Raw genomic sequence first — 25,877 nt, 5'->3', positions numbered from 1 at the left:
ATAATATGATAAAAGTCAGATTTTGTGTTTTTACTTCTTGTTAGTTTTGTATCCTAATTCGGACAATATAAAGTGAGAATTGTCAGTGCCAATCCAAAACAAATTAATCTACTAAGATATGAATAGCGAAAATCAGCTCCAAAACCGAACCATAATAGATAAAGAAGTCTCGTGGGACAAAACTCAGGTGATTATGAGTAAAACCAATGCATTTGGTATTATCGAATATGCAAATGAAACTTTTATAGACGTTTGCGGATATGAAGATTACGAGCTTATGGGACAGCCACATAATATTGTCAGGCATCCTGATATGCCTAAAGTAATTTTTAAAGTTTTATGGGAAAATCTTAAAGCAGGTAAAAACTTTCATGCTGTTGTAAAAAATCTTGCCAAGTCAGGGAGATATTACTGGGTCATTACCGATTTTGAAATTGCTAAAGATGAAAATGGCGTTATTGTAAATTATTTTGGAAGAAGACAAGCCATTCCTCAAGAAGTCATTGCCCTGCATATTGAACCCTTGTATAAAAAATTACTGCAAATAGAAAACGCGAGCGGAGTGGAGTTCAGCGAAAAATACCTGATCGGATTTTTAGAAGAGAAAAAGAGATCTTATGTAGAATATATCAAGGAACTGATTTTAGACCACGAAAGAGCCCAATCTAAGTCTTTCCACCAGGAGCAACAGGAAGAGGAGGAAGAAGACGAAAGAGGTTTTTTTAGTCGTTTATTTAGTAGATAACCCCATTTTTTTTAGGTTTTAATGTTGGATGAGTTCGTTTTGAGTAATCAAGGCGGACTCTTTTTTTTATAAAATGAAATAATTCTTTTTTTAGGTTTGTGAATTTTCCTTTCTATCTTTGATGAAAATTACTAAAATGCCAAGAATCCTCTCTATAGATTACGGACAAAAACGCACCGGAATTGCCGTTACAGACGAAATGCAGATTATCGCCTCGGGTTTGACAACGATTCCGACGAATACTTTAATAGATTTTTTGAAAGATTATTTCACTAAAGAAAAAGTAGAAGCGGTCTTAATTGGAGAACCCAAACAAATGAACGGGCTTCCGTCTGAAAGTGCTTCGATAATTAAAGGATTTGTAACGCATTTTTCAAATATCTTTCCGGATATGAAAGTAGTTCGTGTAGACGAGCGTTTTACTTCAAAAATGGCATTTCAGACGATGATAGATAGCGGATTAAGCAAAAAGCAGCGCCAGAATAAAGGGTTGATTGATGAAATTTCGGCTACCATAATGCTTCAGGATTATCTTTCTTCAAAACGATTTTAGCATTTTCTTTTTCGGAATCTTCAAAGATTTTAGAGTTTTAAATTTCCTAACTTTTATCCTATGAAATTAGTTTTTTTTTGCAATTATAAAAAGTACCTTTGCGTTTTAAAATAAATTTGTTATGCCTGACGAAACAATACGTTCAAATAGTGAAGTAGTTCTCATTGGAGCTGGAATTATGAGTGCCACTCTTGGAGTAATTTTGAAAGAGTTACAACCGGATATTAAAATTGAAATATACGAAAGATTAGATGTTGCTGCAGCCGAAAGCTCTGATGCTTGGAATAATGCAGGAACCGGTCACTCGGCCTTTTGTGAATTAAACTACACTCCGGAAAAGGCAGACGGAAGTATTGATCCTAAAAAAGCAATAAGTATAGCGGAATCTTTCGAGGTTTCCCGCCAGTTTTGGGCCTACTTAGTGCAACAAAATAAAGTTCCCTCTCCTGACAATTTTATAAAAAGCGTTCCGCATATGAGTTTTGTATGGGGAGATAAAAACGTTGAATATCTTAAAACACGTTTTGAAGCTTTACAAAGCAATCCAATTTTTGCTCAAATGACTTTTAGTACCGAATTTGAACAATTGAAACAATGGATGCCTCTTGTAATGGAAGGCAGAGAAAATAATGAAAAATTAGCAGCCACCTTTATGCCGATTGGTACCGATGTAAACTTCGGTGCATTGACCAGAAGCATGTTTAATTATCTGGAAAAACTAGATGGTGTGTCCCTGCATTTCAATCACGAGGTTCAAAAAATGAGACAACGTGAAGATAAATCCTGGAGAATTAAAATTACCGATTTAGCTACAGGACAAAAAAGAAAATCCTATACCAAGTTTGTTTTTATCGGAGCTGGTGGAGGTTCATTACCTTTATTAGAAAAAGCCAATGTTCCGGAAGGGAATGGGTACGGTGGTTTCCCGGTAAGCGGACAATGGTTAAAATGTACTAATCCTGAAGTGATTGCAAAACATCAGGCAAAAGTGTACGGAAAAGCAAGTGTTGGAGCGCCTCCAATGTCAGTTCCGCATATTGATACCCGTGTCATTGATGGTGAAAAAGCGCTTCTTTTTGGGCCCTTCGCCGGATTCTCTACACGATTCTTAAAAAACGGATCGTATTTGGACTTGCCTTTGTCTATAAAAGCAAACAACGTAATTCCAATGTTATCAGCGGGATTTCATAATATTCCATTAACCAAATATCTGATCGAACAAGTGCGTCAGTCTCCAAAAGACCGAATGAAAGCACTTCGTGAATATTTGCCAACAGCACGTTCTAAGGACTGGACATTAGAAAGAGCCGGACAACGCGTTCAGGTGATTAAAAAAGACGAAAACGGTGGCGGAGTTTTAGAATTTGGAACCGAAGTAATTAATACACACGACGGAACTTTAGCGGTTTTATTAGGTGCTTCTCCGGGAGCTTCTACTGCTGTTTCTATCATGGTGGATTTAATCAGCAGATGTTTTGCAGATCAAAGTAAATCACCTGAATGGGAAGAGAAAATGAAAATCATGATTCCTTCTTACGGTAAAAACCTGAATGAAACACCGGAGCTTTTAGAAGAAATGAGAAAATATACTTCTGAAGTTTTAAAACTGAAAAACTAGATTCAACTACTTACTATTATAAACAACAAATCCAGATGAATTAATCTGGATTTGTTGCTTTTAGCTCTTTCGTAATTTTTAGTATTTTTTCTGCCAGATTGCTCATCCAGATCAATTGCTCAATGACCATTTGAGCCTCCTGCATTTTAGCCTGTCGGGTTTCTTTATCAAGTTCATCGTCTGCCGCCAGACGTGTAAAGTTAATGCGCTTTAATTCTTCAAATTGCAGGGTTACATCTTCCTTATCAAAAAAGGTATCGGTTATAATCGTTTCGTTTTTTAAAACCGAAATAGAATGATCAAGATTTAATAATATCGTTTTTATAATATAGTTAAAGGATTCCGAAGCAGATGTGGTTTGATGCGATTGAATATAAGTAGACAAAGAAGCCAAAGCCGATAGCAAAGAATGATTCAAAACCACCAGTTTATTGACCAATGGCAGCGTTTTTTGCTTTGATTTAGGTTCTTGCATCATGCGTTGAAACGAGGTCGTTAAATTGCCAATTTCGACAAAAGCATGTTTTCTGGCCAATCTGTAGGACGTTGGTGTTTCTCCTTTTTTATTGTAAAAATCAGCAATTTCTTTAAGGTAATTTCGATTGGCGCGAATCGAATTTTCGATATGAATCGGAGTATTGATAAACTCCCAGGCCGGCCATAAAAACTGATTGGCAATAAAAGCTAAAATAGCTCCTGCAAGCGAATCTAATATTCTGAACTGAATTACCTCTACAACATTTGGCGTTAGGATTCCGTAGATAAAAACCACATACATGGTTACGAAAGTCGCACTTATTTTATAGTTAATCTGTGTAAATGAGATACCCAGTAACATACAAACAATAGAAAATATACTCAACGCCACATGGTTCTGAATAAGGGATACAATCCCGAATGCCAGAAGTCCGCCTAGTACAGTTCCGAAAATTCGATTATACGAACGTTCTTTTGTTAATCCATAACCCGGACGCATGATGACAACGATGGTCAGTAGAATCCAATAGACATTCTGAAAAGGAAGAAAGTTCCCAACAACAAGACCAATCAGAATCGTAATGGTCAGTCGGAGCGAATGTCTGAAAATAGAAGAAGAAAAACTCATATTTTCAATAAGTGTACGGAGCGGATAATACTGTGGTGTCAGAAATTTTTCCAGTTCCTTGTCTTTGTCTTTCAACTTGTAAGATTGCATGGCAAGCGAAAAAGCCCTTTGTATAATCTTGATTTTCCCAACCTGATTTTTAGCATATTTCAGCATATTGGTCAGCATAAGAACTCCTTCGTTTGCTTCGTCTCTTCCTAAGCTTTTTTCATAATCAAAAATGGCAAATTCGAGCGCGTCTAATTCATTTTTTAGATCATTTTTGTCCACATAAGCGGCAATATGATGTACATTTTTGGATAGTTTTTTTAAAGTGGAAGCCAGTTTGTACGCCACGTTTTGATACGTTCTTAAAACGTCGGGATGTTTGTCAAACTTTTCATGAAGTTTGTCGTAATCAAATGAGGTGTATAATGCTAATTCCTGGATTTCAACAAGCGTTATAAAAACAAGTAACATTTTGCGATTCTGACTGGTGGCAGCGGAAGTGCTTTGATTTCCAATTAACACTTTCCTTAAATCTTCGTTGATTTGGTTTAGCTCTACCTGAACAGCCAATTGCTTTTGAGTTATTTTCTCGCGATTCGCTTCAGGGCTCCATAAATCTCCTCTTAGTTTTAAGTATTTTGCCGTAAGTTTTATGCCTTCAGCAATTTGTAATTCAACATATTTATAAGGTTGTACAAAATGAAAAATAAGCGAGACAATGAGGTATAAAATACCACCAATAAAAATAAAACCCGAATATTCAACCGCATCCCAGCCTTCATGTAAATGACCAAAAGACAAAGAAATTGAAAGTAATGCAGAAAAGGAAACCAAGGTAGCGCGCTGTCCATAAACAGAAATCATACAGCATAAAAACAGTAACAATCCTAAAAACGGATAAAATAATATCGGGAACGGATAAGCAAGATTCACCAGAAGATTTACGCCTGAAACGATTAAGGACGCTACAATAAGACCTTTTATTTTATGCGTTAAAGTACTCGGAATATCACTCGGATAGGTATAAAAAGCACCTAAGGCAATCGTAAAACCAATTTCAAAATGTCCCAGAAAGTTCAAGATCAGAACAGGAACAACAGAAGCAATAGTTACTTTAGAAGCATTTAGAAAAGAGGTACTATTGGTAAATTTGGAGATACGATTAAACATATAGTATGGTTTACCAGCAAAGGTAAGAATTGTACGAATTCTTTTGGCACAATTATAGCTGAGTTTTTAATAAGCATGCAAAAATGAGATTAATATGTTGTTTAGAATTATTCATTGACTATTTTTTACTATTTTTGCCAGCTGAATTAGGAGAATAAAATTCAGTGTTTTCCAGTAGATAATACAAAAAAATAATACAAATGATTTTACCAATTGTAGGATACGGTGATCCAGTTTTAAGAAAAGTGTGTGAGGTAATTACACCGGAGTATCCAAACTTAAAAGAGATATTAGCAAACATGTATGAAACCATGTACAACGCTTATGGTGTTGGACTTGCTGCGCCACAGGTTGGAATAGCAATTCGTTTGTTTGTAATTGATACAACTCCTTTTAGTGACGATGAAGATTACTCAACAGAAGAACAAAATAAATTAAAAGGTTTCAAAAAAACATTTATCAACGCCAGAATCGTGAAAGAAGAAGGCGAGGAGTGGAGTTTTAACGAAGGCTGCCTGAGTATTCCTGATGTTCGTGAAGACGTTTACAGAAAACCAACCGTTACAATCGAGTATTGTGAAGAAGATTTTGTTGTAAAAACAGAGGTTTTTGACGGTTTGATTGCCAGAGTTATTCAGCACGAATACGATCATATTGAAGGAGTGTTGTTTACAGACAAAATATCTTCTTTAAAAAAGCGTTTGATTCAAAAGAAATTAAAAAATATTACAGAAGGCAAGACTTTTCAGGATTATAAAATGAAATTTGTTGCTGCCAAAAAAGGCAGATAATTATTTTTGATAAAAAAAAGAGACAATAAAAAATAAACGAAATTCTTAATACAAATTATAATAAACATGAATTTAGAAAAAATATTAGCTGTTTCCGGGAAACCAGGTTTATATGCTTTAAAAGTACAGACTCGTACAGGATTTGTAGCTGAATCATTAACTGATGGAAAAAAAATCACTGTAAGCTTAAAAAGTAATGTAAGTTTATTGTCTGAAATTTCAATTTATACACAAGATGGTGAAAAACCGTTGACTGAAGTAATGCAACGCATTGCGGTTAAAGAAAACAAAGGTCAGGCGATTTCTCATAAAGAAGATAATGCAACTTTAACAGCTTATTTTAAAGAAGTTTTACCTGATTATGATGAAGAAAGAGTTTACCCATCAGATATTAAAAAAGTATTAAACTGGTACAACACACTTCAAGGAAAAGGTTTAGTGACAGATTTAGCTCCGGTTCCAACTGAAACTGAAGAAGCTCCTGTTGCTGAGGAAAAACCAAAAAAAGCTGCAGCTTCTAAAAAAGCAAAAGTTAAAAAAGAAGAATAGTAAATTTTACATTCAAATATAATAATCCTGTTAAGATGTTTTCTTGACAGGATTTTTTACTTTTACACCGTTCGGTTATACAATCAAAAAAACGTCAAAAATGAGCAAAGAACTTCAACTTCAGGCTTTCGAAAGATTATTAGTTATTATGGATGAACTTCGTGAGCAATGTCCGTGGGATAAAAAACAGACTTTGCAAACCCTTCGACACCTTACAATCGAAGAAACCTACGAATTAGGAGACGCCATTTTGGACAATGATTTGAATGAAGTTAAAAAAGAACTTGGAGATCTGTTATTGCATATTGTTTTTTATGCTAAAATAGGCAGTGAAACCAATGCTTTTGATATGGCTGATGTGTGCAATGAAATTTGTGATAAACTGATTCATCGCCATCCTCATATTTACAGCGACACGGTTGTAAAAGATGAAGAAGAAGTCAAACAAAACTGGGAAAAACTAAAGCTTAAAGAAGGTAAAAAATCGGTTTTAGAAGGCGTTCCGAGAAGTTTACCCGCTTTAGTAAAAGCAAGCAGAATACAGGATAAGGTAAAAGGTGTAGGTTTTGACTGGGAAGAACCACATCAGGTTTGGGATAAAGTACAGGAAGAACTAGAAGAATTACAAGTTGAAGTAAAAGCAGGCGATCAGGATAAAATAGAAGCCGAATTCGGAGATGTTTTATTCTCAATGATCAATTATGCCCGATTTTTAAATGTGAATCCCGAAGATGCTTTAGAACGCACCAATAAAAAATTCATTAAGCGTTTTCAATATTTAGAAAGCAAAGCAAGCGATATGGGGAAACCTTTAATGGATATGACTTTAGCAGAAATGGATGTGTTTTGGAATGAAGCAAAAAAACAGTAATTAATTCAAGTTGTGGTTTTAAAAAGCTCAAGTAGATTTTTAGCGGAATGAAATAAAAAAATCCGCAAAATCTGCGTGAAAAAAAAATAATTTAATGAAATTAAGCTAAAGAAGAAGGCTGTTTAAATAGCAACAGATTGAAAAATAATAATTAGCAATTTAAGCCAATTATTCTGCCAATCGCTTCAGGGCATTGATGTCTTTAAGCACAATTTTTTTTCCAACCAATTCGATTAGTCCCAATTTATTGAAATCGGATAATAAACGAATACAGCTTTCAGTGGCGGTACCAATCATTCCGGCTAATTCTTCACGAGTAAGCTGAACTTTTAAGGTTTTGTCTGTGTTTTCGCCAAAAGTAGCCAGCAAGTATAATAAAGTTTCGGCCAGTCTTTGTTTTACGGTCTTTTGTGCCAATGCGATTTTGTCGTTTTCAGATTCTTTTAAATCTTCGCACACCGATTGCATCAGGTTCATGGAGAACTGATTGTTGTTGTTAAAAAAGTTAATGATTTCTGTTTTTGGAATAAAACAAACTTCCATATCAGCGACAGCTTTTGCACTTAGATTTGCGGGTTCGTTACTGATCATCGAGCGTTGCCCTAAAAGTTCACCTGATTTAACAAGCTTTACAATCTGATCTTTTCCGTTAGCACTTAACTTAGAAAGTTTTCCAATACCGTCTTTTACGCAAAAAACACCATTGGTAATTTCACCTTCTTCAAAAATAGCATCCCCTTTTTTTATGCTTAATGTTGTTTTGCTATTTGCTAATCTAATAACCTCATCTTTATTTAGTGCTTTTAGAGAAGTAAGCTGTCTTACGATGCATTGATCACATTTGTTCATAGCAAAAAAATTTACTGCAAAATTACGATTATTCGTATTCAAAACCCCAATTATGCTAGAAAAATAACAGCAAAAAATTATTGATGGCCAGTATTTTTTTATTTCTGTAAAGTTAGAATTGTAATTGTGCGCAGTGAATTTAAGTAACATTGTATTTTTTGAATAGCCGCTGGTTTCAACCAACGGATTTAAAAGGTGCTAATGTAAGGCTTTGGCCCAATATCATTAAGCTAAGAATTGTCAAAAAAGTCTCACGCAGATTTAGCGGATTTAGCAGATAAAAAAAATCCCCGAAATCTGCAAAATCTGCGTGAAAAAACATTTTAATCTAGTGACATTAGGCTTTAGCAAAAAAATTAAAGAGTAAAATTTTGGCTAAAGCCTCCGAACTCGGACCTACAGTACCGTTGGTTGAAACCAACGGCAATTCAAATCCGGATTGATTATTTATAGTGGGAAGTGCCAATTTTAGAAGTTACAGATAGTATTTGCAATAAAAAATTCTCCTGATTTACTTTTTGTGTTTTATCTAAAATGGTATGTGAGAATTTCAATATTATGACCCCAATTATGCTGGAAAAATAACAGCAAAAAAATATTGATAGCCAGTATTTTTTTATTTCTGTAAAGTTAGAATTGTAATTGCTTGCAGTACATTTAAGTAACATTGTATTTTTTGAATAGCCGTTGGTTTCAACCAACGGATTTAAAAGGTGTTGATTTAAGGCTTTAGCCCAATATCATTAAGCTAAGGCTTCTCAAAAAAAGTTTCACGCAGATTTAGCGGATTTAGCAGATAAAAAAAAATCCCCGAAATCTGCAAAATCTGCGTGAAAAAACATTTTAATTTTAATGAAATTAGGTTTTTGTAAAAAACTTAAAGAATAAAATTTTGGCTAAAGCCTCCGAACTCAGACCTACAGTACCGTTGGTTTCAACCAACGGCAATTCAACTCTTTGCAATGAAAAGTGTCAATTTTAGAAGTTATAGATGATATTCGCAATAAAAAAAATCTCCTGATTTACTATACTTGCTTTTTTAGCTGGTTTTCTAAATGCACTGCGCGTTTGTAATTATCCGGTAGCTGCGAATGATAATTATCATAGTTAAAGTCTTTTGTGATTTATAAACTTTGCAGAAGTTAAAATAACAAATTATGAGCGAGCAAGGGTGTTTTCATTGCGGATTAACCATTTCTAAAGACGAAGAGATCAATTTTGATGAAAAAAAGTTTTGTTGCAAAGGCTGTAAAACAGTTTACGAAATTTTCAGCGTTAATAATCTAACCTCTTATTATGATTTTGAAAAAGCACCGGGAGCTACACCGCAAGATATTCACGGCAAATATGATTTCCTGGAAAATGAAGCCATACTATCTAAACTACTAGAATTTCAGGAAGGAAATACCGCTATTGTATCCTTAAGTATTCCGCATATCCATTGTAGTTCGTGTATTTGGATTCTGGAAAACCTCAATAGGATGCAATCCGGAGTCAGTAATTCGCAAGTTAATTTTCCGGACAAGAAAGTTCGAATTACCTTTAATTCGGAACTCGTTTCTCTTAAAACTATCGTTTACCTGTTAAGCTCAATAGGATATGAACCTTATATAAGTTTAGAAAATTATGAAACCGGAAAAAATAATGTAGATCGTAGTCTGACTTATAAATTAGGGGTTGCTTTCTTTTGTTTTGGAAACATTATGTTACTGTCATTTCCGGAGTATTTCGAAATAAAGGAATTTTGGTTAGACAATTACAAACCATTTTTCAGGGTTTTGATTTTAATTTTATCGCTGCCCAGTTTTTTATATTCAGCAAGTGGTTATTATGTTTCGGCTTATAAAAGTATAAAGGCCGGAATGTTAAATATTGATATTCCAATAGCCCTGGGTATTATTGTAATGTTCATTCGGAGCACTTTTGATATTGTAATGGATTATGGCTCAGGCTTCTTTGATAGTTTAACAGGGCTCGTTTTCTTTATGCTTCTAGGGAAAATGTTTCAGATTAAAACTTATAGTTTTTTAAGTTTTGAAAGAGATTTTAAATCCTATTTTCCGATCGCCGTCACCCGAATTGATGCTGACGGATCTGAAGAAAGTGTTCCGGTTTATGATATCGTAGAAGGCAATAGATTAATAATCAGAAATCAGGAATTGATCCCCGTTGATGGTATTTTGATTAGTGAAAAAGCAGAGATCGATTATAGTTTTGTTACCGGTGAAGCCATTCCGATTACCAAAAAATCAGGGGATAAAGTTTTTGCCGGAGGAAAACAAATTGGGAAGGTCATCGAAATGGAAGTTTTGCATTCGGTTTCACAAAGTTACCTGACACAATTATGGAGCAATGAGATTTTTCAGAAAAAGGTACAGCAGCAACATAAAACCATTACGGATACGATTAGTCGTTATTTTACGCCTCTGTTGTTATTAATTGCTATTGCAGGTTTTGGATATTGGATTGCTATTGATGCAAACATTGCTTTTAATGTCTTTACGGCGGTGCTTATCGTAGCATGCCCTTGCGCCTTGGCACTGACAGCACCTTTTACTTTTGGGAACATCCTCAGGATTTTAGGAAAACAAAAATTCTATCTTAAAAATGCGCTGGTAATTGAGCAGCTGGCAAAAGTAGATACTATAGTTTTTGATAAAACAGGGACGATCACCACCAGTAAAAAGGCAAATATCAAGTATGACGGGAAGTCAATTTCGGAAGAAAATAATGTACTTATAAAAAATGTACTTCGTGCATCAAATCACCCGTTATGCCGAATGTTGTATGACTTTTTACCCGAAAATAAAAAAACTAAAATTGATGATTTCTGCGAAATAACCGGAAAAGGAATTCAGGCCTCAGTTGCTAATAAAGTAGTAAGGATAGGTTCAGCAGTATTTCTTGACGTTCCTGTTTCCGACGAGACGCAGACGGGGAAAACTTCGCTTCATGTCGAAATTGACGGTATTTATTATGGCAGATTTACATTTCAAAATCAATATCGGGAGGGTTTAGAAAAATTGTTTTTAGCATTAAGCAAAAAGTATCAGATAAAAGTACTTTCGGGTGACAATGATGGTGAAAGAGCCAATTTAGAAGCAATCCTACCGGAAAATACAGAATTGGTTTTTAATCAAAAACCCGAGCAGAAATTAGAATTCATTAAACAACTGCAGGAAAAAGGACAAAACGTGATGATGGTCGGAGATGGTTTGAATGATGCAGGTGCTTTGGTGCAAAGTAATATAGGAGTTTCAATCTCAGAGAATGTGAATGTTTTTTCACCCGCTTGCGATGCCATTTTAGATGCGTCGGAGTTTGCCTGCTTAAGTTATTTTTTAAAACTTTCTAAAAAATCAATTCTTATTATAAAGATGAGTTTTACTTTATCCTTACTCTATAATATTGTTGGTTTATCTTTTGCTGTTACAGGCAATCTCCTTCCTTTAGTGGCGGCTATAATTATGCCTTTAAGTACGATTACTATAGTTGGATTTGTAACTTTTGCTACTAACTATTTTAGTGCTAAGAATCTACGGTAAACTAAAAATATACGGAAGGTATTTTTATAAAGCCAACATTCCTCCCTTACCATGATAAATATCATTTTTTATACGCTCGTTACACAATAATTTTGGTAACATAAAATTTAGAGTATGAGTGTCATTTATCTGCTAATTACAGTAAGTATTTTCGTAGCAATTGGATTCTTTATTGCTTTTATCGTTGCTGTCAAATCCGGACAATACGACGATGATTATACCCCCTCGGTCAGAATGCTTTTTGACGATGAGACCAATATTACCCCCAAAAAGAATAAATCAAATACAGAAGAAAAACAAGTATAATTATGGAAATGGAACAGTTTTATTACGACAACAAAATTGTAAAGAAGTTCATTTACGCTACGATCCTCTTTGGAGTCGTAGGGATGTTAGTAGGGCTGACCTTGGCGGTTATGTACCTCTTTCCCAATATAACCGACGGGATTCCGTGGCTGAGTTACGGGAGATTAAGACCTTTGCACACCAATGCGGTTATTTTTGCCTTTGTAGGTAACGCCTTTTTTGCAGGGATGTATTATTCGCTGCAACGATTGCTGAAAGCCAGAATGTTTAGCGACTTTTTAAGTAATCTTCATTTCTGGGGATGGCAGCTTATTATCGTTGCCGCCGCAATAACGCTGCCGTTAGGCTATACTTCTTCAAAAGAATATGCAGAGCTCGAATGGCCAATTGATATTGCTATTGCGCTTATTTGGGTTGTAATGGGGATTAATATGATTGGTACGATGTTGCGTCGTAGAGAACGCCATTTGTATGTAGCCATTTGGTTTTATCTGGCCACATTTGTTACCGTTGCCGTATTGCATATTTTCAACAATATCGAAATTCCGGTTTCAGCCTTAAAAAGTTATTCCGTTTACGCGGGTGTTCAGGATGCTTTAGTACAGTGGTGGTACGGACATAATGCTGTCGCCTTTTTCCTTACAACGCCATTTTTAGGATTAATGTACTATTTCGTTCCAAAAGTAGCCAACAGACCCGTTTACTCGTATCGCTTATCAATTATACATTTCTGGTCTTTAATATTTATATATATCTGGGCAGGACCACACCACTTGTTATATTCTGCTTTACCAAACTGGGCACAAAATTTAGGAGTTGCATTCTCTGTAATGCTTATTGCCCCATCATGGGGAGGTATGATCAACGGACTTTTAACATTAAGAGGAGCATGGGACAAAGTTCGTGAAGAACCGGTTTTAAAATTCTTTGTAGTTGCCATTACAGGATACGGTATGGCAACCTTTGAAGGACCAATGTTATCGTTTAAAAACGTAAACGCCATTGCACACTATACGGACTGGATTATTGCCCACGTACACGTTGGAGCTTTAGCATGGAATGGGTTTATGTCATTTGGTATCATTTATTGGTTAATTCCAAGAATGACAAAAAGCACTCTGTTTTCAAATAAATTAGCAAACTTCCATTTCTGGATTGGTACTTTAGGGATTATCCTGTACACCGTTCCAATGTATGTAGCCGGTTTTCTTCAAGCCTCTATGTGGAAACAATTTAATCCGGACGGGACTTTAACTTACGGAAATTTTCTGGAAACCGTTACGCAAATTATGCCCATGTACTGGATGAGAGCCATTGGAGGTACCTTGTATTTGATCGGTATGCTAACCTTGGTTTATAATATCATCATGACAGTAAGAGCGGGTCAACCAGTGGAAGACGAATTAGCTCAGGCTCCTGCTTTACAGGTAATAAACAGCAATAGACTTAGTGGAGAAAAATTCCATTCCTGGCTAGAAAGAAAACCAATCCAGCTAACCATTTTAGCTACGATCGCTATTTTAATCGGAGGAGTTATTCAGATTGTGCCAACGATTATGGTAAAATCAAACATACCTACCATAAGCAGTGTGAAACCATATAGTCCGTTGGAACTTGAGGGACGTGATTTATACATTCGTGAAGGTTGTGTTGGTTGTCATTCTCAATCCGTTCGTCCGTTTAGAAGTGAAGTCGAACGTTACGGACCACAAGCCAAAGCCGGAGAATTTGTTTACGACCATCCATTCCTTTGGGGATCAAAACGTACAGGACCTGATTTGTTGAGAGTCGGAGGAAAATATAACGACAACTGGCATTTTAATCACTTTTGGAATCCTCAAAGTACTTCGGCAGGATCAATTATGCCGGGTTACAAATGGTTGTTTGATAATAAACCAATGGATACTTCTTTAATTGAAAAGAAAATGAAAGCCATGGTTTCGCTGGGTGTTCCTTATACCGATGCCGATGTAGCCAATGCGCAAAAGACTTTGAGAACACAGGCAATAGCAATCGAGAACAATCTAAAGAGCGACCCTGATTTTGTAAAAAGTTACGAAGACAGTAAGAAGAAAGCAGCTGCAAAAGGCGAAAAATTCGTTCCTATGAACGAAAGAGAAATTGTAGCGCTGATTGCTTACATCCAAAGACTGGGTACAGATATTAAAGTAAAAGAAACTGCCAAAAACTAAGCGTTATGTTCGAACAAATTAAACACAACATGGAAAACATATCGGGTATCGAAATTTACCCGATACTTTCTCTCCTGATATTCTTTTTCTTCTTTGTGGGTTTGGCCCTTTGGGTCTTCTCCTATAAAAAAGAAAAAATTAGAGAAATGAGTGCAATCCCTTTAGACGAAGGACTTTGTGTAATATCAAAAAGACAAATAAAATGAAAAAGTTTTTCCCCGTATATCTAAGAGTCCCTGTGATTTTCTTTATCGTTTTCGGTTTGATGGAGTATTTTATTGATTCAGGAGATAGGCCCGCTTTTGTAAAATATCCGATGGTTACTGTTTTTCTACTGGTCTTTTTATTCATTTTAATTGCAATAGAAATTACACTAAGTGCTGTAAATCGGGTCTTGTTTCAATTATTGTCTCCCGAAGAAAAAGCAAAAATAGAGTATGAAAAGAGTCTGCCGCTGACAGAAAGTAATTGGTATAAAAACTTAATGCAAAAATTGACCGAGACTCAACCCATAGAAAAAGAGGGTGACTTATTGATGGATCATGATTATGACGGAATCAAAGAGCTTGATAATAATTTGCCACCCTGGTGGGTCTATTTGTTCTATATCTGTGTCATTTTCGGAGTAATATATGTCGCCCGATATGAATTGTTTGGTGGTGACGATCAGGAAACGGAGCTAAAAATGGAGATGGCTCAGGCTAAAATTGATGTAGAAGAATATCTAAAGACTGCCCCCGATTTAATGGATGAAAAAACAGTTGTTCTACTAACAGATACACCAAGTCTGGATGCCGGAAAAGAGATATTTACCACCAACTGTGCTGCTTGCCACCGTGCAGATGGAGGTGGACAAATTGGACCAAACCTGACAGATAATCAGTGGATATTGGGCGGTGGAATTAAAAATTTATTTCACACCATAACCAACGGTGGACGTGACGGGAAGGGAATGATTTCCTGGAAAGGAACTTTAAAACCTAAAGAAATTCAAAAAGTAGCCAGTTATATTTTGTCTTTACAAGGTAGCAATCCAAAAGACCCGAAAGAATCTGAGGGCGAAATTTGGGTTGATGAAGCGGCTCCTAAAAAAGAAGCAGCGGTTGCTAAAGCCGCAGACAGTACGCAAGTTAAATAATAAAAGAAATACCATGTCAAATTTACCGGACGAAACATTTAGAGATACCATTGGAACTATTGATGAAGGTGGTAAAAGGAAGTTTATTTTTCCTAAGAAACCGTCGGGTAAATTTTATGAGTATAGGAAATGGGTTAGCTATGTGTTATTAGCCATTTTAATTGCTAACCCATTTATAAAAATAAACGGAAATCAGTTTATGATGTTCAATGTTTTGGAACGTCGGTTTACTATTTTCGGATTTCCATTTTGGCCACAGGATTTTTATCTTTTTGTGATCTCCATGCTGGTCGGTATCGTTTTTATTATTTTGTTTACCGTGGTTTTCGGAAGGATTTTTTGCGGTTGGATTTGTCCGCAGACCATATTTCTCGAGATGGTTTTCCGTCGGATCGAATATTGGATTGATGGAGATCGTGGCGCTCAGTTGCGATTGTCAAAACAAGAATGGAATGCCGAAAAAATTCGCAAAAGAGTTTTAAAATGGATCGTCTTTTTTCTAATCTCTTTTGGAATTGCAAATGTCTTTCTGGCGTATTTAGTAGGGAGTGATACCTTGTTTTTAATGATCGAACAAGGGCCTCTTGAACAGGCCAGTAACTTTATGGCGTTGCTGATTTTTACGGCGGTGTTTTATTTTGTTTTTGTCTGGTTTCGCGAGCAGGTTTGCATCATTGCCTGCCCTTATGGTCGTTTGCAAGGAGTACTTTTAGACAATAAATCAATAAATGTGGCTTATGATTTTGTTCGTGGCGAAAAAGAAACCGGCAGAGCAAAATTCAATAAAAAAGAAGACAGAGCGACCACAGGAAAAGGGGATTGTATCGATTGCCATCAATGTGTTCATGTTTGCCCAATGGGAATTGATATCAGAAACGGCACTCAGTTAGAATGTACCAATTGTACCGCCTGTATTGACGAATGCGACACTATAATGGAAACGGTAGGTTTGCCGAAAGGACTTATCAGATACGCTTCTGAGGATGAAATTGAGAAAAAAGCATCTTTTAAATTCACCGCCAGAATGAAAAGCTACACTGCCGTTTTATTGATACTGCTGAGTGTTTTTGTTGGAATGTTATTTTTAAGAACAGATGTTCAGGCGATTGTTTTGAGACTTCCTGGACAGCTTTTTCAGCACAAAGGCGATAAAATAAGCAATGTGTACACTTATAAAATTGTAAACAAAACGATGAAAGAGTATCCCGATATCCATTTTGAGCTCATAGACCAAAAGGGAGCAATTAAAAACGTCGGAAAGCAACATTTTAAAGTATTGAAAGAAGGAATTTCGCAAGGGACTCTTTTTATAGAAATTGACAAAGCACTTTTAGAAAGCGACAAAACTAAAGTCAAAATTGGAATTTATAACGGAAATCAGTTACTGGAAACGGCAACGACAAATTTTTTGGGACCACGAAGTTTTAATTAATTCAAGTTTGGGGGCTTATCCCTAAAATGAAACAAGTTATACCTCGTTTTCTGAATGGTAATACTGTAAGAATTAAAAATTAAAGATTAAAAATTAAAAGATTTATGAAAGGATCATTATAAATTGCCTACAGCTTTAGCTGTAGGAGTACTGTTAAGATCAAACATTAAATGGCTTTAGCCAAAATATACCATAATTTTTTGGGCTAAAGCACAATGCCATCATGTAAATAATCATCAAAAAAGTCTCACGCAGATTTAAGCAGATTGAAACAAAAAAAAATCCGCAAAATCTGCAAAATCTGCGTGAAAAAAATCTCTTAACTCAATGGCATTGTACTTCAGCCAAACGTCATCAAGTAAAGAATCATCAAAAAGAAGTCTCACGCAGATTTAAGCGGATTGAAATAAAAAATATCCGCAAAATCTGCGTGAAAAAAATAATTAAAATAATACTACCATGAAAATCAACTGGGGAACAGGAATAGTAATCGCGTTTGGATTATTTATGACCTTTATTTTATATTTTGTTTTTGAAGTACAATCGAATAGTAAATACGATAACGACCTGGTTGTCGAGGAATATTACAAACACGATTCGCATTTTCAGGACGAGATGGCAAGAATTCAGAACGCCCATGATCTAAAGAATAAACCTTCTATGATTTATACCGCTGAAGGTTTAAAAATAGCTTTTCCGAATAGTTTTGAAAATGAAAAAATAAAAGGAAACGTACTATTGTATCGACCATCAAACAAGAAATTTGATTTTGATACGGAAATCGCCTTGACTAACAATGCATTATTAATTCCGCAGAAAAAATTAATCAAAGGACGCTGGGATGTCCATATGGAATGGCAGTATAATGGAATAAAATACTTGTCAAAAGAAGTGATTTATGTAAACTAAAATCAGGCAGCATGTTATATTCAGCTTTTATATTCGGACTCATCAGTAGTTTTCACTGCATAGGAATGTGCGGCCCGATTGCTATGATGTTACCTGTAGATCGTACCAATGAAGCCAAAAAGAGCGCCCAGATTATAACCTATCATTTAGGACGATTAACAGCTTATGCCACTATAGGATTACTATTTGGACTACTGGGACGAGTTTTCTTTTTGGCAGGATTACAGCAAAAAATGTCCATTTTTATAGGTGTCGCCATGATACTTGTGGTTTTGATTCCGGAAAAAACAATTTCTAAATACAATTTTTCGAGACCCGTTTACAAAATCATTTCAAAAATAAAATCAAGTTTAGGAAGTCATTTTAAAAACAAGAGTTACAAATCCCTTTTTCTAATCGGTTTATTAAACGGATTCCTGCCTTGCGGAATGGTTTATGTGGCTTTATTTGGAGCAATGGCCATGCAAAGTGCCGGTTTAGGAGTTTTGTATATGCTTTTGTTTGGACTGGGTACAGTGCCGTTAATGACCCTTGTAGTGTACATCAACTCTATAATTACGGTATCCTTCAGAAACAGAATTCAGAAAGTCATTCCGTACGTAGCGGTGCTTATTGGAGTTTTGTTTATCTTAAGGGGTTTGGGGCTCGGAATTCCGTACCTGTCACCATCAAATATGAGTTTATTTGTACAGCAAACGCCCAATTGTCATTAAACTTAAATGGTCATCGAAAACAAGTTTGTTTCCGGTGACTTTCTTTTTAAATGCAAATCAAAAGCCATACAAATATTGCGAACAAATGGTTTTCCGGCTTCCGTAATTTTTATTTTATGTTCTTCGATTACAATTAAATGATCTCTTTGCATCTCTTTCAAATCAAATAAAACATCAGGAAGTTCTTTAAAATAGCCTGTTTTATTATTCCAGGAAGTTTCAAATTCACAGGTAAGATTTAAAATATGTTTTCTAATTGTCAGATCTTCATCAGTAAGAACATGCCCTTTAACAACTGGCAATTGATCCCATTCCAACAATTGGTAATAATCTTCCAGATTCTTGGTGTTTTGAGCAAAACTGTACCAACTGTCGCTAATAGAAGAAACGCCCAACCCAATCATGAGCTGGGTTTTAGAAGCGCTATATCCCATAAAGTTTCGGTGTAATTGGTTGCTTTGCGAAGCCTTATACAAACTATCTGTTTTTAAAGCAAAATGATCCATACCAATTTCGTGATAACCATTTTCAGAAAGTAATTGTTTTCCAATCTCATACAGTTGTCGTTTTTCGGCATCTTTTGGGAGGTTTTCATCATTAAAACCACGTTGGCCATTCCCTTTTATCCATGGCACGTGAGCATAGCTGTAAAAAGCCAATCGGTCCGGTTTTAGAGAATTTGTTTTTTCGACCGTATCAATTATGTTTTCCACATTCTGAAAAGGCAATCCAAAGATCAAATCGTGGCTAATAGAAGTATATCCGATTTCTTTTGCCCAAAACGATACTTTGGCTACGTTATGAAAAGGCTGAATTCGGTGAATTGCTTTCTGCACTTTTTCGGCATAATCCTGAACACCAAAACTAACCCTGCGAAAACCTAATTCATATAATTTTTTAAGTTGTTCGTAACTGGTGTTGTTGGGATGGCCTTCAAAACTAAATTCATAATGATCTGCTTTATTGGCAAAAGAGAAAATTCCGTTGATGAGGTGTTCTAAATTGTTTACAGAAAAAAAAGTGGGCGTACCTCCTCCCAAGTGTATTTCTTTTATAATTGGTTTTTCTGTGAAAAGTTTGCAATACAAACTCCACTCTTTTAAAAGTGCTTTTATATACGTTTCTTCTACCGTATGATTTTTTGTGATTCGTTTGTTGCAACCGCAAAAAGTACACATACTTTCGCAAAAAGGGAGATGGATGTATAAACTGATTCCGTTTTGGGTATTACTTTCTGAAAAGGCCTTTTGAAACGACTCTATCCATTTTTGTTCTGTAAAATCAGACTCATTCCAATACGGAACAGTAGGGTAACTGGTATATCTTGGACCGGGAACATTGTATTTCTGTGTGAGTGAAATTTTCATAAAAATGGATTTTCGATTTATCAAAATTAAGGAGCGAGGCCAACATATAAAATGATAAATGTCATACGACAGGCACAAAAAAAAGAGGCTCAATTGAGCCTCTTCGGTGAATTAAATAACTAACATTAAATTGAATCCTGAATGATTTTAAGCCATTTTTTTGCAAACTGCTGATCTTGATAAGCACTTATTTGTTTGATGCGATCGTCATCAAAATCATAGAATGGAATTGTAATTTTTTTGGAGGTTTCTTTTTCCTGAAACTCAAAATCGATTTTCAAGATGGTATCTGAACCGGACTCAGTAGTCGGAACCAATTTACAGGAAGAAATGTTTTTTAAATCCACGTAGGTAGATTCCTGTTGATTTGGATTGAAATTCATCAAAATAAATTTCCCGTTTTTCTGATCAATAGTAAGCGTTTTGTTGTTTTGAGATTCTGTTAAATCGAAGTCCTGTGGGTGATTGGGATTGAATCTTTTTTTTATGTCTAAAATTTTTGCTTTGTTTACGGCATTTGTTCTTGCAGAAAAATATATAGGGGTGGCTACTATGATCGCAATCACAATACCAATAATAGTTACACTTGTATCCATTTTGTTTTTGAAGTTTAATTGAATGAAATAGTTAAACCGCTTTCATAAGGAAAACCGTTTAATGATTGGAGAAGAACGAACTTCTTCCGTTTGAAATTTCAAAAACTAATTACCAAAAATAATGGAAAGGGTAGAGCAGAAGTAGTATTCTTTTACTCTGATTTAAATGTTGATTAGCAAAATTGGATGCTGATTTTACGGCCTGATGTCTTGGAATGGGCATCAATATAGCATCAAACCATTTAACTAAGTTTGGATAGTTGGTTTTGACATTTGCAACAAATTGATAGCTTGCCTGAGGTTGTATGAAAGCTAAAGAATCAGGTGATTCCATAGAGAACGCAGGATCTCTTTTCTCCGTTTGAGTTTTTTCAACAGTAATTTCATTCCCCTGACAAGCAAAGAAACTTATAATTAAAAGTGAAAAAAAGATAATGGTTCTGCGAATCCCGTTCATAGCGGCGAATTTAATTCATAAAAGACAATTAAAGAAATTTTAAAGAATTAATTAACGCTAAAAAAAGGTGTTATTATTTTATCCTCAACAGTTTTGTGATACAATTGAGGATAAAACAATATTATTTTTGCATTTTGAAATAATAATCAGCTGAGTGTTTTCCGCCTCCATAGAACAAAAAGAAAATGCAAACTAATAAAACAACTATGGCTACAGTCAGATTTTCAGAGTGCATATGTCCCATGGAATTTACGAGAACAGCTCCAAATAGTATGGGTAATTGCGCGGCAATTGCCCAACGGGTGAGTAATCCAAAGAAAATCATGATTCCTCCAATCATATGGGCTGGCGCAATATAATGTAAGAGAAACATTCCGCCTCCAAATTGGTCAATTGGTGAAATCAAATCATGCAAATATTGAACGTTGGTTACAAATGAAATTCCTTTCATAAATAAAAAAATGCCCAATACAATACGTATTAAATCTACTGGCAAATAAGTGTGCGAATTAGCCCATTTATTCAAGCTTTTTACATTTTCCATGATGTTACCTGATTAAAAATTACACACTAAGTTACTAATTTTTAATTAGATAAATATTTTTAAGGGCCTTAAAATAAGTTTTTTACTTTTAATTTAACGTATTTTAAGAATCCCTTAAAAGTTATACCTGAATTACACCCAAATTAAATGGTTTCTGAATAGGAGCATGATTGGCAGCCTCAATTCCCATAGAAATCCATGTACGGGTATCTAAAGGGTCAATAATGGCATCTGTCCATAATCTCGAAGCAGCGTAATATGGAGACGTCTGTTCGTCGTAACGTGCTTTTATTTTGGTGAACAATTCTGTTTCTTTGGCTTCATCTACAATTTCTCCTTTAGCTTTAAGCGAAGAGGCTTCAATTTGAGCCAATACTTTTGCGGCCTGAGTTCCACCCATAACGGCAAGTTCTGCACTTGGCCAGGCAAAAATCAATCTTGGATCATAAGCTTTTCCACACATGGCATAATTTCCGGCTCCATAAGAATTACCCACAATTACGGTAAATTTCGGAACTACTGAATTACTCACGGCATTTACCATTTTCGCTCCGTCTTTTATAATTCCGCCATGTTCTGATTTTGATCCAACCATAAAACCGGTCACATCTTGTAAAAAGACAAGGGGAATTTTCTTCTGGTTGCAATTGGCAATAAAACGGGTTGCTTTATCGGCACTATCAGAGTAGATAACCCCTCCAAATTGCATTTCTCCTTTTTTGGTTTTAACTACTTTTCTTTGATTGGCTACAATACCAACTGCCCAACCATCGATTCTCGCATAACCGGTGATCAAAGACTGTCCATAACCATCCTTATACGCTTCAAATTCAGAATTGTCAACCAGACGATTGATGATTTCCATCATGTCATATTGTTCGTTTCTGGCTTTTGGCAGGATTCCGTAAATATCTTTTGGTTCTAAAGCAGGTTTTTCGGCTTTGATACGGCTGTATCCGGCTTTATCAAAATCACCTATTTTATCTACTATGTTTTTTATTTTATCTAAGGCATCGGCATCATCTTTTGCTTTATAATCGGTTACACCCGAAATTTCGCAATGTGTTGTTGCGCCACCCAAAGTTTCATTATCGATCGTTTCACCAATGGCCGCTTTTACCAGGTAGCTTCCGGCAAGAAAAATACTTCCGGTTTTGTCTACAATTAAAGCTTCATCACTCATAATAGGCAGATAAGCACCACCGGCTACACAACTGCCCATTACGGCAGCTATTTGGGTAATTCCCATACTACTCATTTGAGCGTTATTTCTAAAAATACGTCCAAAATGTTCTTTATCAGGAAAAATTTCATCTTGTAATGGCAGATAAACACCGGCACTGTCCACCAAATAGATAATAGGTAATCTGTTTTCCATTGCGATTTCCTGAGCGCGTAAGTTTTTCTTTCCTGTAATAGGAAACCAGGCACCTGCTTTTACAGTAGCATCATTGGCCACCACAATGCATTGTTTTCCTCTTATGTATCCTATTTTGATAACCACACCACCGGAAGGACAACCTCCATGTTCGGCATACATTCCGTCTCCGACAAATCCTCCGATTTCGATATTCTTAGCATTTTCATCCAGTAAATAATCGATACGTTCGCGGGCTGTCATTTTGCCTTCTGCATGAAGTTTTGCAATTCGCTTTTCACCTCCTCCTAATTTGACTTTAGCAAATCTGTGTTTTAATTCAGAAAGTAGTAATTTATTGTGATCTTCGTTTTTATTGAAGTTTAAATCCATAAGAAATTGATTTTTTTACAAAATAGTCTGCGCTAATTTACAAAATCAATTGAAATAAACTATTATGGATTTGAAATTGAAATTTGATTTCTTTTTTGTAATTAAAGAGCAAAAAAAAACAGGAGCGAACTCCTGTTTAGTATATGTATAAATCGTACGATTATTTTTTAGATTCGCAAACCAATCTTTTTAGGATTGCCCATTGTTTTAGAGCATCACGAGCTTCTACAGCAGGATAACCCAACATTGTTTTTCCGGCAGGTATATCTCCAACAACTCCGGAACCGGCACCTACAATGGCTCCGTCACCGATAGTGGTGTGGTCTTTAATAGAGGCGCTACCGCCAATTATTACGCCGTTACCAAGGGTTACAGAACCTGCTAAACCACTGTTTCCGGCCATAATACAAAATTTACCTAATTTACTGTTATGTCCGATTTGAACTAAATTATCAATTTTACAACCGTCACCAAGAATGGTTGAACTGAATTTACCACGATCCACACAGGAATTGGCTCCAATTTCAACTCCGTTTCCGATAATTACATTTCCGATTTGTGGAATTTTAACTAATCCTTTCTCCTTACAAGGACGGAATCCGAAACCGTCAGCTCCAATTGTTGCATTTGGATGAATGATACAATCGCTACCAATATGGCAACGCTCGCGCACTACGGTTCCTGACCAGATCACGGTGTTTTTACCGATCGTACATTCGTCTAAAATAGTCACATTGGGATAGATGGTCACATTAGCAGCAATTTCTACTTTTGGACCAATATAACAGCCAGCACCAATTTTACTTCCTTCACCAATAATAGCAGTTTCGTCAATAACCGCAGTTCTGTGGATTTGATTGTGAAATATTGGAGTAGGTGGGGCAAAAAGGGCAAGAATTTGAGACATCGCTAAATCGGCATTTTTTACTTTTATAAAAGCACGATTATCTCCAGGTTCAATCGAAATATCTTCATTAACAACTGCTATTGAGGCTTTTGAAGCTTCCCATAATTTTTCATATTTTTTATTTCCTATGAAAGAAATTTCAGTAGTTGTTGCTTTTTCCAGTTGCTCTGTTGCAGTTACGCTTTGCGAAGTAGTGCCATAAATTTCACCTTTTATGACTTCGTTAATTTCTTGGATTGAATAGGATTTCATGAATGAATTAGATTGATTGTAGGGGTTATTTTTTGCCAAATAAAATCAATTTGATTCGAATTACCTAATGTTCTTTTTAAGTTTTTTAAATTACTCTCTAAATAATAGTTTAAATATTACAAATTTAATACTAGAACTACTAATTTTTTGATTGTTGTGCAATTTTCAGGTTTGCATAAATTTTGATTCCGCTGCAGATTTTGTAGTTTAAATATGTAAATCTCAGTAAAAAATAAAAAGAAGAATAAGGTCTTATTTTGTTGGTTATCATGTGTTTATTATGAACCTCTTTTTGATGTTTTGTGCCGTACTATCTGCTTTGTTGTTCCTTTTTTATGAAAAAAGAGAGATCGGAAAAATTACCATTTTCGGTTTTTTGGACTCATTCCGAATTTTGATTTTGTTTTTTATTGTAATTCGTTCATAATGAGAACAAAGCGTAAAATAGTGGTAAAAAAAGTTTTTTTAGTGATGGGGAGATTGTATGAAAAAATAGTAGTATAAATAGTATGATTTATAAAAACGGAAGAAATGATTTAGCAGCGAATTGCTTTTAAAAGTGACTTACAATAATCGTTTACTTTATAAGACTAAAATAAAAAAGCGATTCACTTACTACTAAGGAATCGCTTTTCTGAATAATTGGTTTGTAAATAATTATCCTTTTTGAATTTTTTACTATTTGATTTGCCTCAAGCTTTGGCTCAATATCATTAAGTTAAGGATTGTCAAAAAAAAGTCTCCCCCAGATTTTAGCAGATTGAAATAAAAAAAATCCGCAGAATCTGTGTGAAAAACATCTTAACTATATTCCTCCAGCTAAAGTTCAACGCCATTAAATTAAGGATTGTCAAAAAAAAGTCTCACGCAGATTTTAGCGGATTGAAATAAAAAAAATCCGCAAAATCCGCAAAATCTGCGTGAAAAAACATCTTGACTATATTCCTCAAACTAAAGCAGGAGATTATTCAATAAAATGCTTTTACAGACCTTAAGTTGATTTAGCTTTCGGCATAAGAAAACTTATAACTTGAATTAATTACTCTTTTATTTTAGAAAGAGATATAGCATTGATACAGTAACGCAATCCGCTTGGTTCCGGGCCATCTGGAAAAACGTGTCCTAAATGTCCGTCACAAGTATTACAAACTACCTCAACACGAATCATTCCGTATGATTTGTCGGCGTTATAAGCGATCGCATTTTCTTTAATCGGTTGCGTAAAGGAGGGCCAGCCTGTTCCTGATTCAAATTTTTCACTGGCATCAAAAAGTAGCGTACCACAACATTTACATTCATAAATTCCGGGATCAAATAAACTGCATAACTCAGAACTAAAAGATCTTTCTGTTCCTTTTAAACGAGTTACCTGATATTCTTCAGCAGTTAGAAGTTGTTTCCATTCTTCTTCTGTTTTTTCCACTCTCTTTTCAGGAGCCGGATTTCCTTTATTTGTAAAACGAATTACATCTGCCCATTTGATCATAAGTAGTTTTTTTTAAATTCCAAATTCCAAATTCCAAATTCCAA

23 protein-coding genes are annotated in these 25,877 nt (G+C 35.3%); 14 read left to right on the top strand and 9 right to left on the bottom strand.

What is annotated here, in order from left to right:
- Positions 1 to 118: 118 nt before the first annotated feature.
- From ACHRV3_RS20030 to ACHRV3_RS20020, 3 genes are all read left to right on the top strand, one after another.
- Positions 119 to 745, top strand: coding sequence for a PAS domain-containing protein (locus tag ACHRV3_RS20030; RefSeq protein ID WP_395435902.1), 627 nt, complete (start codon positions 119 to 121; stop codon positions 743 to 745).
- Between the two features lie 136 nt (positions 746 to 881).
- Entirely contained in the window at positions 882 to 1,298 is a 417-nt protein-coding gene (gene ruvX, locus ACHRV3_RS20025; protein ID WP_047776164.1) for a Holliday junction resolvase RuvX, read from the top strand.
- 121 nt (positions 1,299 to 1,419) lie between these two features.
- On the top strand, positions 1,420 to 2,916 hold the full coding sequence (locus ACHRV3_RS20020; RefSeq protein WP_047776162.1) for a malate:quinone oxidoreductase: 1,497 nt from the start codon (positions 1,420 to 1,422) through the stop codon (positions 2,914 to 2,916).
- A 40-nt stretch (positions 2,917 to 2,956) separates the two neighbouring features.
- On the opposite strand, the gene ACHRV3_RS20015 is transcribed toward ACHRV3_RS20020, so the two are convergent.
- A complete protein-coding gene (locus ACHRV3_RS20015; protein WP_230001567.1) occupies positions 2,957 to 5,179 on the bottom strand; it encodes an FUSC family membrane protein in 2,223 nt (740 codons plus the stop codon).
- A 200-nt stretch (positions 5,180 to 5,379) separates the two neighbouring features.
- On the opposite strand from ACHRV3_RS20015, the gene def reads away from it, so the two are divergent.
- The 3 genes from def (at position 5,380) to mazG (ending at position 7,390) form a co-directional block, all read left to right on the top strand.
- Positions 5,380 to 5,970 (top strand): peptide deformylase, encoded by a 591-nt coding sequence (gene def, locus ACHRV3_RS20010; RefSeq protein WP_047776159.1) that lies wholly within the window; start codon positions 5,380 to 5,382, stop codon positions 5,968 to 5,970.
- A gap of 66 nt (positions 5,971 to 6,036) precedes the next feature.
- Positions 6,037 to 6,519 (top strand): DUF5606 domain-containing protein, encoded by a 483-nt coding sequence (locus ACHRV3_RS20005; RefSeq protein ID WP_395435901.1) that lies wholly within the window; start codon positions 6,037 to 6,039, stop codon positions 6,517 to 6,519.
- Between the two features lie 100 nt (positions 6,520 to 6,619).
- On the top strand, positions 6,620 to 7,390 hold the full coding sequence (gene mazG, locus ACHRV3_RS20000; RefSeq protein WP_047776314.1) for a nucleoside triphosphate pyrophosphohydrolase: 771 nt from the start codon (positions 6,620 to 6,622) through the stop codon (positions 7,388 to 7,390).
- A gap of 168 nt (positions 7,391 to 7,558) precedes the next feature.
- Here the strand turns inward: mazG and ACHRV3_RS19995 are convergent, their stop codons facing one another.
- The gene (locus ACHRV3_RS19995; RefSeq protein ID WP_395435900.1) at positions 7,559 to 8,239 is read right to left on the bottom strand and encodes a Crp/Fnr family transcriptional regulator; all 681 of its coding nucleotides are present in this window, start codon (positions 8,237 to 8,239) and stop codon (positions 7,559 to 7,561) included.
- Between the two features lie 1,157 nt (positions 8,240 to 9,396).
- On the opposite strand from ACHRV3_RS19995, the gene ACHRV3_RS19990 reads away from it, so the two are divergent.
- From ACHRV3_RS19990 to ACHRV3_RS19955, 8 genes are all read left to right on the top strand, one after another.
- A complete protein-coding gene (locus ACHRV3_RS19990) occupies positions 9,397 to 11,784 on the top strand; it encodes a heavy metal translocating P-type ATPase (protein ID WP_395435899.1) in 2,388 nt (795 codons plus the stop codon).
- A gap of 114 nt (positions 11,785 to 11,898) precedes the next feature.
- Positions 11,899 to 12,090: a cbb3-type cytochrome oxidase assembly protein CcoS gene (gene ccoS, locus ACHRV3_RS19985; RefSeq protein WP_047776152.1), complete on the top strand. Its 192-nt coding sequence runs from the start codon at positions 11,899 to 11,901 to the stop codon at positions 12,088 to 12,090.
- Between the two features lie 2 nt (positions 12,091 to 12,092).
- Positions 12,093 to 14,282 carry a cytochrome-c oxidase, cbb3-type subunit I gene (ccoN, locus tag ACHRV3_RS19980; protein ID WP_395425997.1) on the top strand — a complete coding sequence of 730 codons (2,190 nt, stop codon included), beginning with the start codon at positions 12,093 to 12,095 and terminating at the stop codon, positions 14,280 to 14,282.
- Between the two features lie 5 nt (positions 14,283 to 14,287).
- Positions 14,288 to 14,488 carry a CcoQ/FixQ family Cbb3-type cytochrome c oxidase assembly chaperone gene (locus ACHRV3_RS19975; RefSeq protein ID WP_395435898.1) on the top strand — a complete coding sequence of 67 codons (201 nt, stop codon included), beginning with the start codon at positions 14,288 to 14,290 and terminating at the stop codon, positions 14,486 to 14,488.
- Positions 14,485 to 15,420, top strand: a complete 936-nt coding sequence (locus ACHRV3_RS19970; protein WP_395435897.1) for a cbb3-type cytochrome c oxidase N-terminal domain-containing protein — start codon at positions 14,485 to 14,487, stop codon at positions 15,418 to 15,420. Before ACHRV3_RS19975 ends, ACHRV3_RS19970 begins: the two co-directional genes overlap by 4 nt.
- A 13-nt stretch (positions 15,421 to 15,433) precedes the next feature.
- Complete coding sequence (gene ccoG / locus ACHRV3_RS19965; RefSeq protein ID WP_395435896.1) at positions 15,434 to 16,852, top strand: cytochrome c oxidase accessory protein CcoG; 1,419 nt, start codon at positions 15,434 to 15,436, stop codon at positions 16,850 to 16,852.
- 459 nt (positions 16,853 to 17,311) lie between these two features.
- Entirely contained in the window at positions 17,312 to 17,761 is a 450-nt protein-coding gene (locus tag ACHRV3_RS19960) for a FixH family protein (protein WP_395435895.1), read from the top strand.
- A gap of 11 nt (positions 17,762 to 17,772) precedes the next feature.
- The gene (locus ACHRV3_RS19955; RefSeq protein WP_395435894.1) at positions 17,773 to 18,474 is read left to right on the top strand and encodes a sulfite exporter TauE/SafE family protein; all 702 of its coding nucleotides are present in this window, start codon (positions 17,773 to 17,775) and stop codon (positions 18,472 to 18,474) included.
- Positions 18,475 to 18,476: 2 nt separating this feature from the next.
- Here ACHRV3_RS19955 and hemN read toward each other — a convergent pair whose 3' ends face one another.
- From hemN to msrB, 7 genes are all read right to left on the bottom strand, one after another.
- Positions 18,477 to 19,841 (bottom strand): oxygen-independent coproporphyrinogen III oxidase, encoded by a 1,365-nt coding sequence (gene hemN / locus ACHRV3_RS19950; protein ID WP_395435893.1) that lies wholly within the window; start codon positions 19,839 to 19,841, stop codon positions 18,477 to 18,479.
- Between the two features lie 125 nt (positions 19,842 to 19,966).
- Positions 19,967 to 20,437 (bottom strand): hypothetical protein, encoded by a 471-nt coding sequence (locus tag ACHRV3_RS19945; protein ID WP_395435892.1) that lies wholly within the window; start codon positions 20,435 to 20,437, stop codon positions 19,967 to 19,969.
- Positions 20,438 to 20,546: 109 nt separating this feature from the next.
- Positions 20,547 to 20,894, bottom strand: coding sequence for a hypothetical protein (locus tag ACHRV3_RS19940; protein ID WP_395435891.1), 348 nt, complete (start codon positions 20,892 to 20,894; stop codon positions 20,547 to 20,549).
- A 121-nt stretch (positions 20,895 to 21,015) separates the two neighbouring features.
- Positions 21,016 to 21,438 (bottom strand): DoxX family protein, encoded by a 423-nt coding sequence (locus ACHRV3_RS19935; protein ID WP_047776135.1) that lies wholly within the window; start codon positions 21,436 to 21,438, stop codon positions 21,016 to 21,018.
- A 121-nt stretch (positions 21,439 to 21,559) separates the two neighbouring features.
- The gene (locus tag ACHRV3_RS19930; RefSeq protein WP_395435890.1) at positions 21,560 to 23,188 is read right to left on the bottom strand and encodes an acyl-CoA carboxylase subunit beta; all 1,629 of its coding nucleotides are present in this window, start codon (positions 23,186 to 23,188) and stop codon (positions 21,560 to 21,562) included.
- Positions 23,189 to 23,348: 160 nt separating this feature from the next.
- Positions 23,349 to 24,347 carry a UDP-3-O-(3-hydroxymyristoyl)glucosamine N-acyltransferase gene (lpxD, locus tag ACHRV3_RS19925; protein ID WP_047776132.1) on the bottom strand — a complete coding sequence of 333 codons (999 nt, stop codon included), beginning with the start codon at positions 24,345 to 24,347 and terminating at the stop codon, positions 23,349 to 23,351.
- Positions 24,348 to 25,386: 1,039 nt separating this feature from the next.
- Positions 25,387 to 25,833 carry a peptide-methionine (R)-S-oxide reductase MsrB gene (gene msrB, locus ACHRV3_RS19920; protein WP_047776131.1) on the bottom strand — a complete coding sequence of 149 codons (447 nt, stop codon included), beginning with the start codon at positions 25,831 to 25,833 and terminating at the stop codon, positions 25,387 to 25,389.
- Positions 25,834 to 25,877 lie beyond the last annotated feature (44 nt).

Source organism: Flavobacterium sp. FlaQc-49 (genome assembly GCF_044005985.1).
GTDB classification, from domain to species: domain Bacteria; phylum Bacteroidota; class Bacteroidia; order Flavobacteriales; family Flavobacteriaceae; genus Flavobacterium; species Flavobacterium cupriresistens.
Note: the sequence above shows the minus strand (reverse complement) of the source record. Positions and strands in the feature narration are given on the sequence as shown.

What these genes read in the sequence shown, in the direction of transcription:
- ACHRV3_RS19970 (WP_395435897.1), top strand. Translation starts at nt 14,485, where the DNA reads ATGAAAAAGTTTTTCCCCGTATATCTAAGAGTCCCTGTGATTTTCTTT.
- ccoN (WP_395425997.1), top strand. Translation starts at nt 12,093, where the DNA reads ATGGAAATGGAACAGTTTTATTACGACAACAAAATTGTAAAGAAGTTC.
- ACHRV3_RS19940 (WP_395435891.1), bottom strand. Translation starts at nt 20,894, where the DNA reads ATGAACGGGATTCGCAGAACCATTATCTTTTTTTCACTTTTAATTATA.
- ruvX (WP_047776164.1), top strand. Translation starts at nt 882, where the DNA reads ATGCCAAGAATCCTCTCTATAGATTACGGACAAAAACGCACCGGAATT.
- ACHRV3_RS19960 (WP_395435895.1), top strand. Translation starts at nt 17,312, where the DNA reads ATGAAAATCAACTGGGGAACAGGAATAGTAATCGCGTTTGGATTATTT.
- ACHRV3_RS19975 (WP_395435898.1), top strand. Translation starts at nt 14,288, where the DNA reads ATGTTCGAACAAATTAAACACAACATGGAAAACATATCGGGTATCGAA.
- ccoG (WP_395435896.1), top strand. Translation starts at nt 15,434, where the DNA reads ATGTCAAATTTACCGGACGAAACATTTAGAGATACCATTGGAACTATT.
- msrB (WP_047776131.1), bottom strand. Translation starts at nt 25,833, where the DNA reads ATGATCAAATGGGCAGATGTAATTCGTTTTACAAATAAAGGAAATCCG.
- ACHRV3_RS20015 (WP_230001567.1), bottom strand. Translation starts at nt 5,179, where the DNA reads ATGTTTAATCGTATCTCCAAATTTACCAATAGTACCTCTTTTCTAAAT.
- lpxD (WP_047776132.1), bottom strand. Translation starts at nt 24,347, where the DNA reads ATGAAATCCTATTCAATCCAAGAAATTAACGAAGTCATAAAAGGTGAA.
- def (WP_047776159.1), top strand. Translation starts at nt 5,380, where the DNA reads ATGATTTTACCAATTGTAGGATACGGTGATCCAGTTTTAAGAAAAGTG.
- ACHRV3_RS20030 (WP_395435902.1), top strand. Translation starts at nt 119, where the DNA reads ATGAATAGCGAAAATCAGCTCCAAAACCGAACCATAATAGATAAAGAA.
- hemN (WP_395435893.1), bottom strand. Translation starts at nt 19,841, where the DNA reads ATGAAAATTTCACTCACACAGAAATACAATGTTCCCGGTCCAAGATAT.
- ccoS (WP_047776152.1), top strand. Translation starts at nt 11,899, where the DNA reads ATGAGTGTCATTTATCTGCTAATTACAGTAAGTATTTTCGTAGCAATT.
- ACHRV3_RS19955 (WP_395435894.1), top strand. Translation starts at nt 17,773, where the DNA reads ATGTTATATTCAGCTTTTATATTCGGACTCATCAGTAGTTTTCACTGC.
- ACHRV3_RS19935 (WP_047776135.1), bottom strand. Translation starts at nt 21,438, where the DNA reads ATGGAAAATGTAAAAAGCTTGAATAAATGGGCTAATTCGCACACTTAT.
- mazG (WP_047776314.1), top strand. Translation starts at nt 6,620, where the DNA reads ATGAGCAAAGAACTTCAACTTCAGGCTTTCGAAAGATTATTAGTTATT.
- ACHRV3_RS20005 (WP_395435901.1), top strand. Translation starts at nt 6,037, where the DNA reads ATGAATTTAGAAAAAATATTAGCTGTTTCCGGGAAACCAGGTTTATAT.
- ACHRV3_RS19990 (WP_395435899.1), top strand. Translation starts at nt 9,397, where the DNA reads ATGAGCGAGCAAGGGTGTTTTCATTGCGGATTAACCATTTCTAAAGAC.
- ACHRV3_RS19930 (WP_395435890.1), bottom strand. Translation starts at nt 23,188, where the DNA reads ATGGATTTAAACTTCAATAAAAACGAAGATCACAATAAATTACTACTT.
- ACHRV3_RS19995 (WP_395435900.1), bottom strand. Translation starts at nt 8,239, where the DNA reads ATGAACAAATGTGATCAATGCATCGTAAGACAGCTTACTTCTCTAAAA.
- ACHRV3_RS20020 (WP_047776162.1), top strand. Translation starts at nt 1,420, where the DNA reads ATGCCTGACGAAACAATACGTTCAAATAGTGAAGTAGTTCTCATTGGA.
- ACHRV3_RS19945 (WP_395435892.1), bottom strand. Translation starts at nt 20,437, where the DNA reads ATGGATACAAGTGTAACTATTATTGGTATTGTGATTGCGATCATAGTA.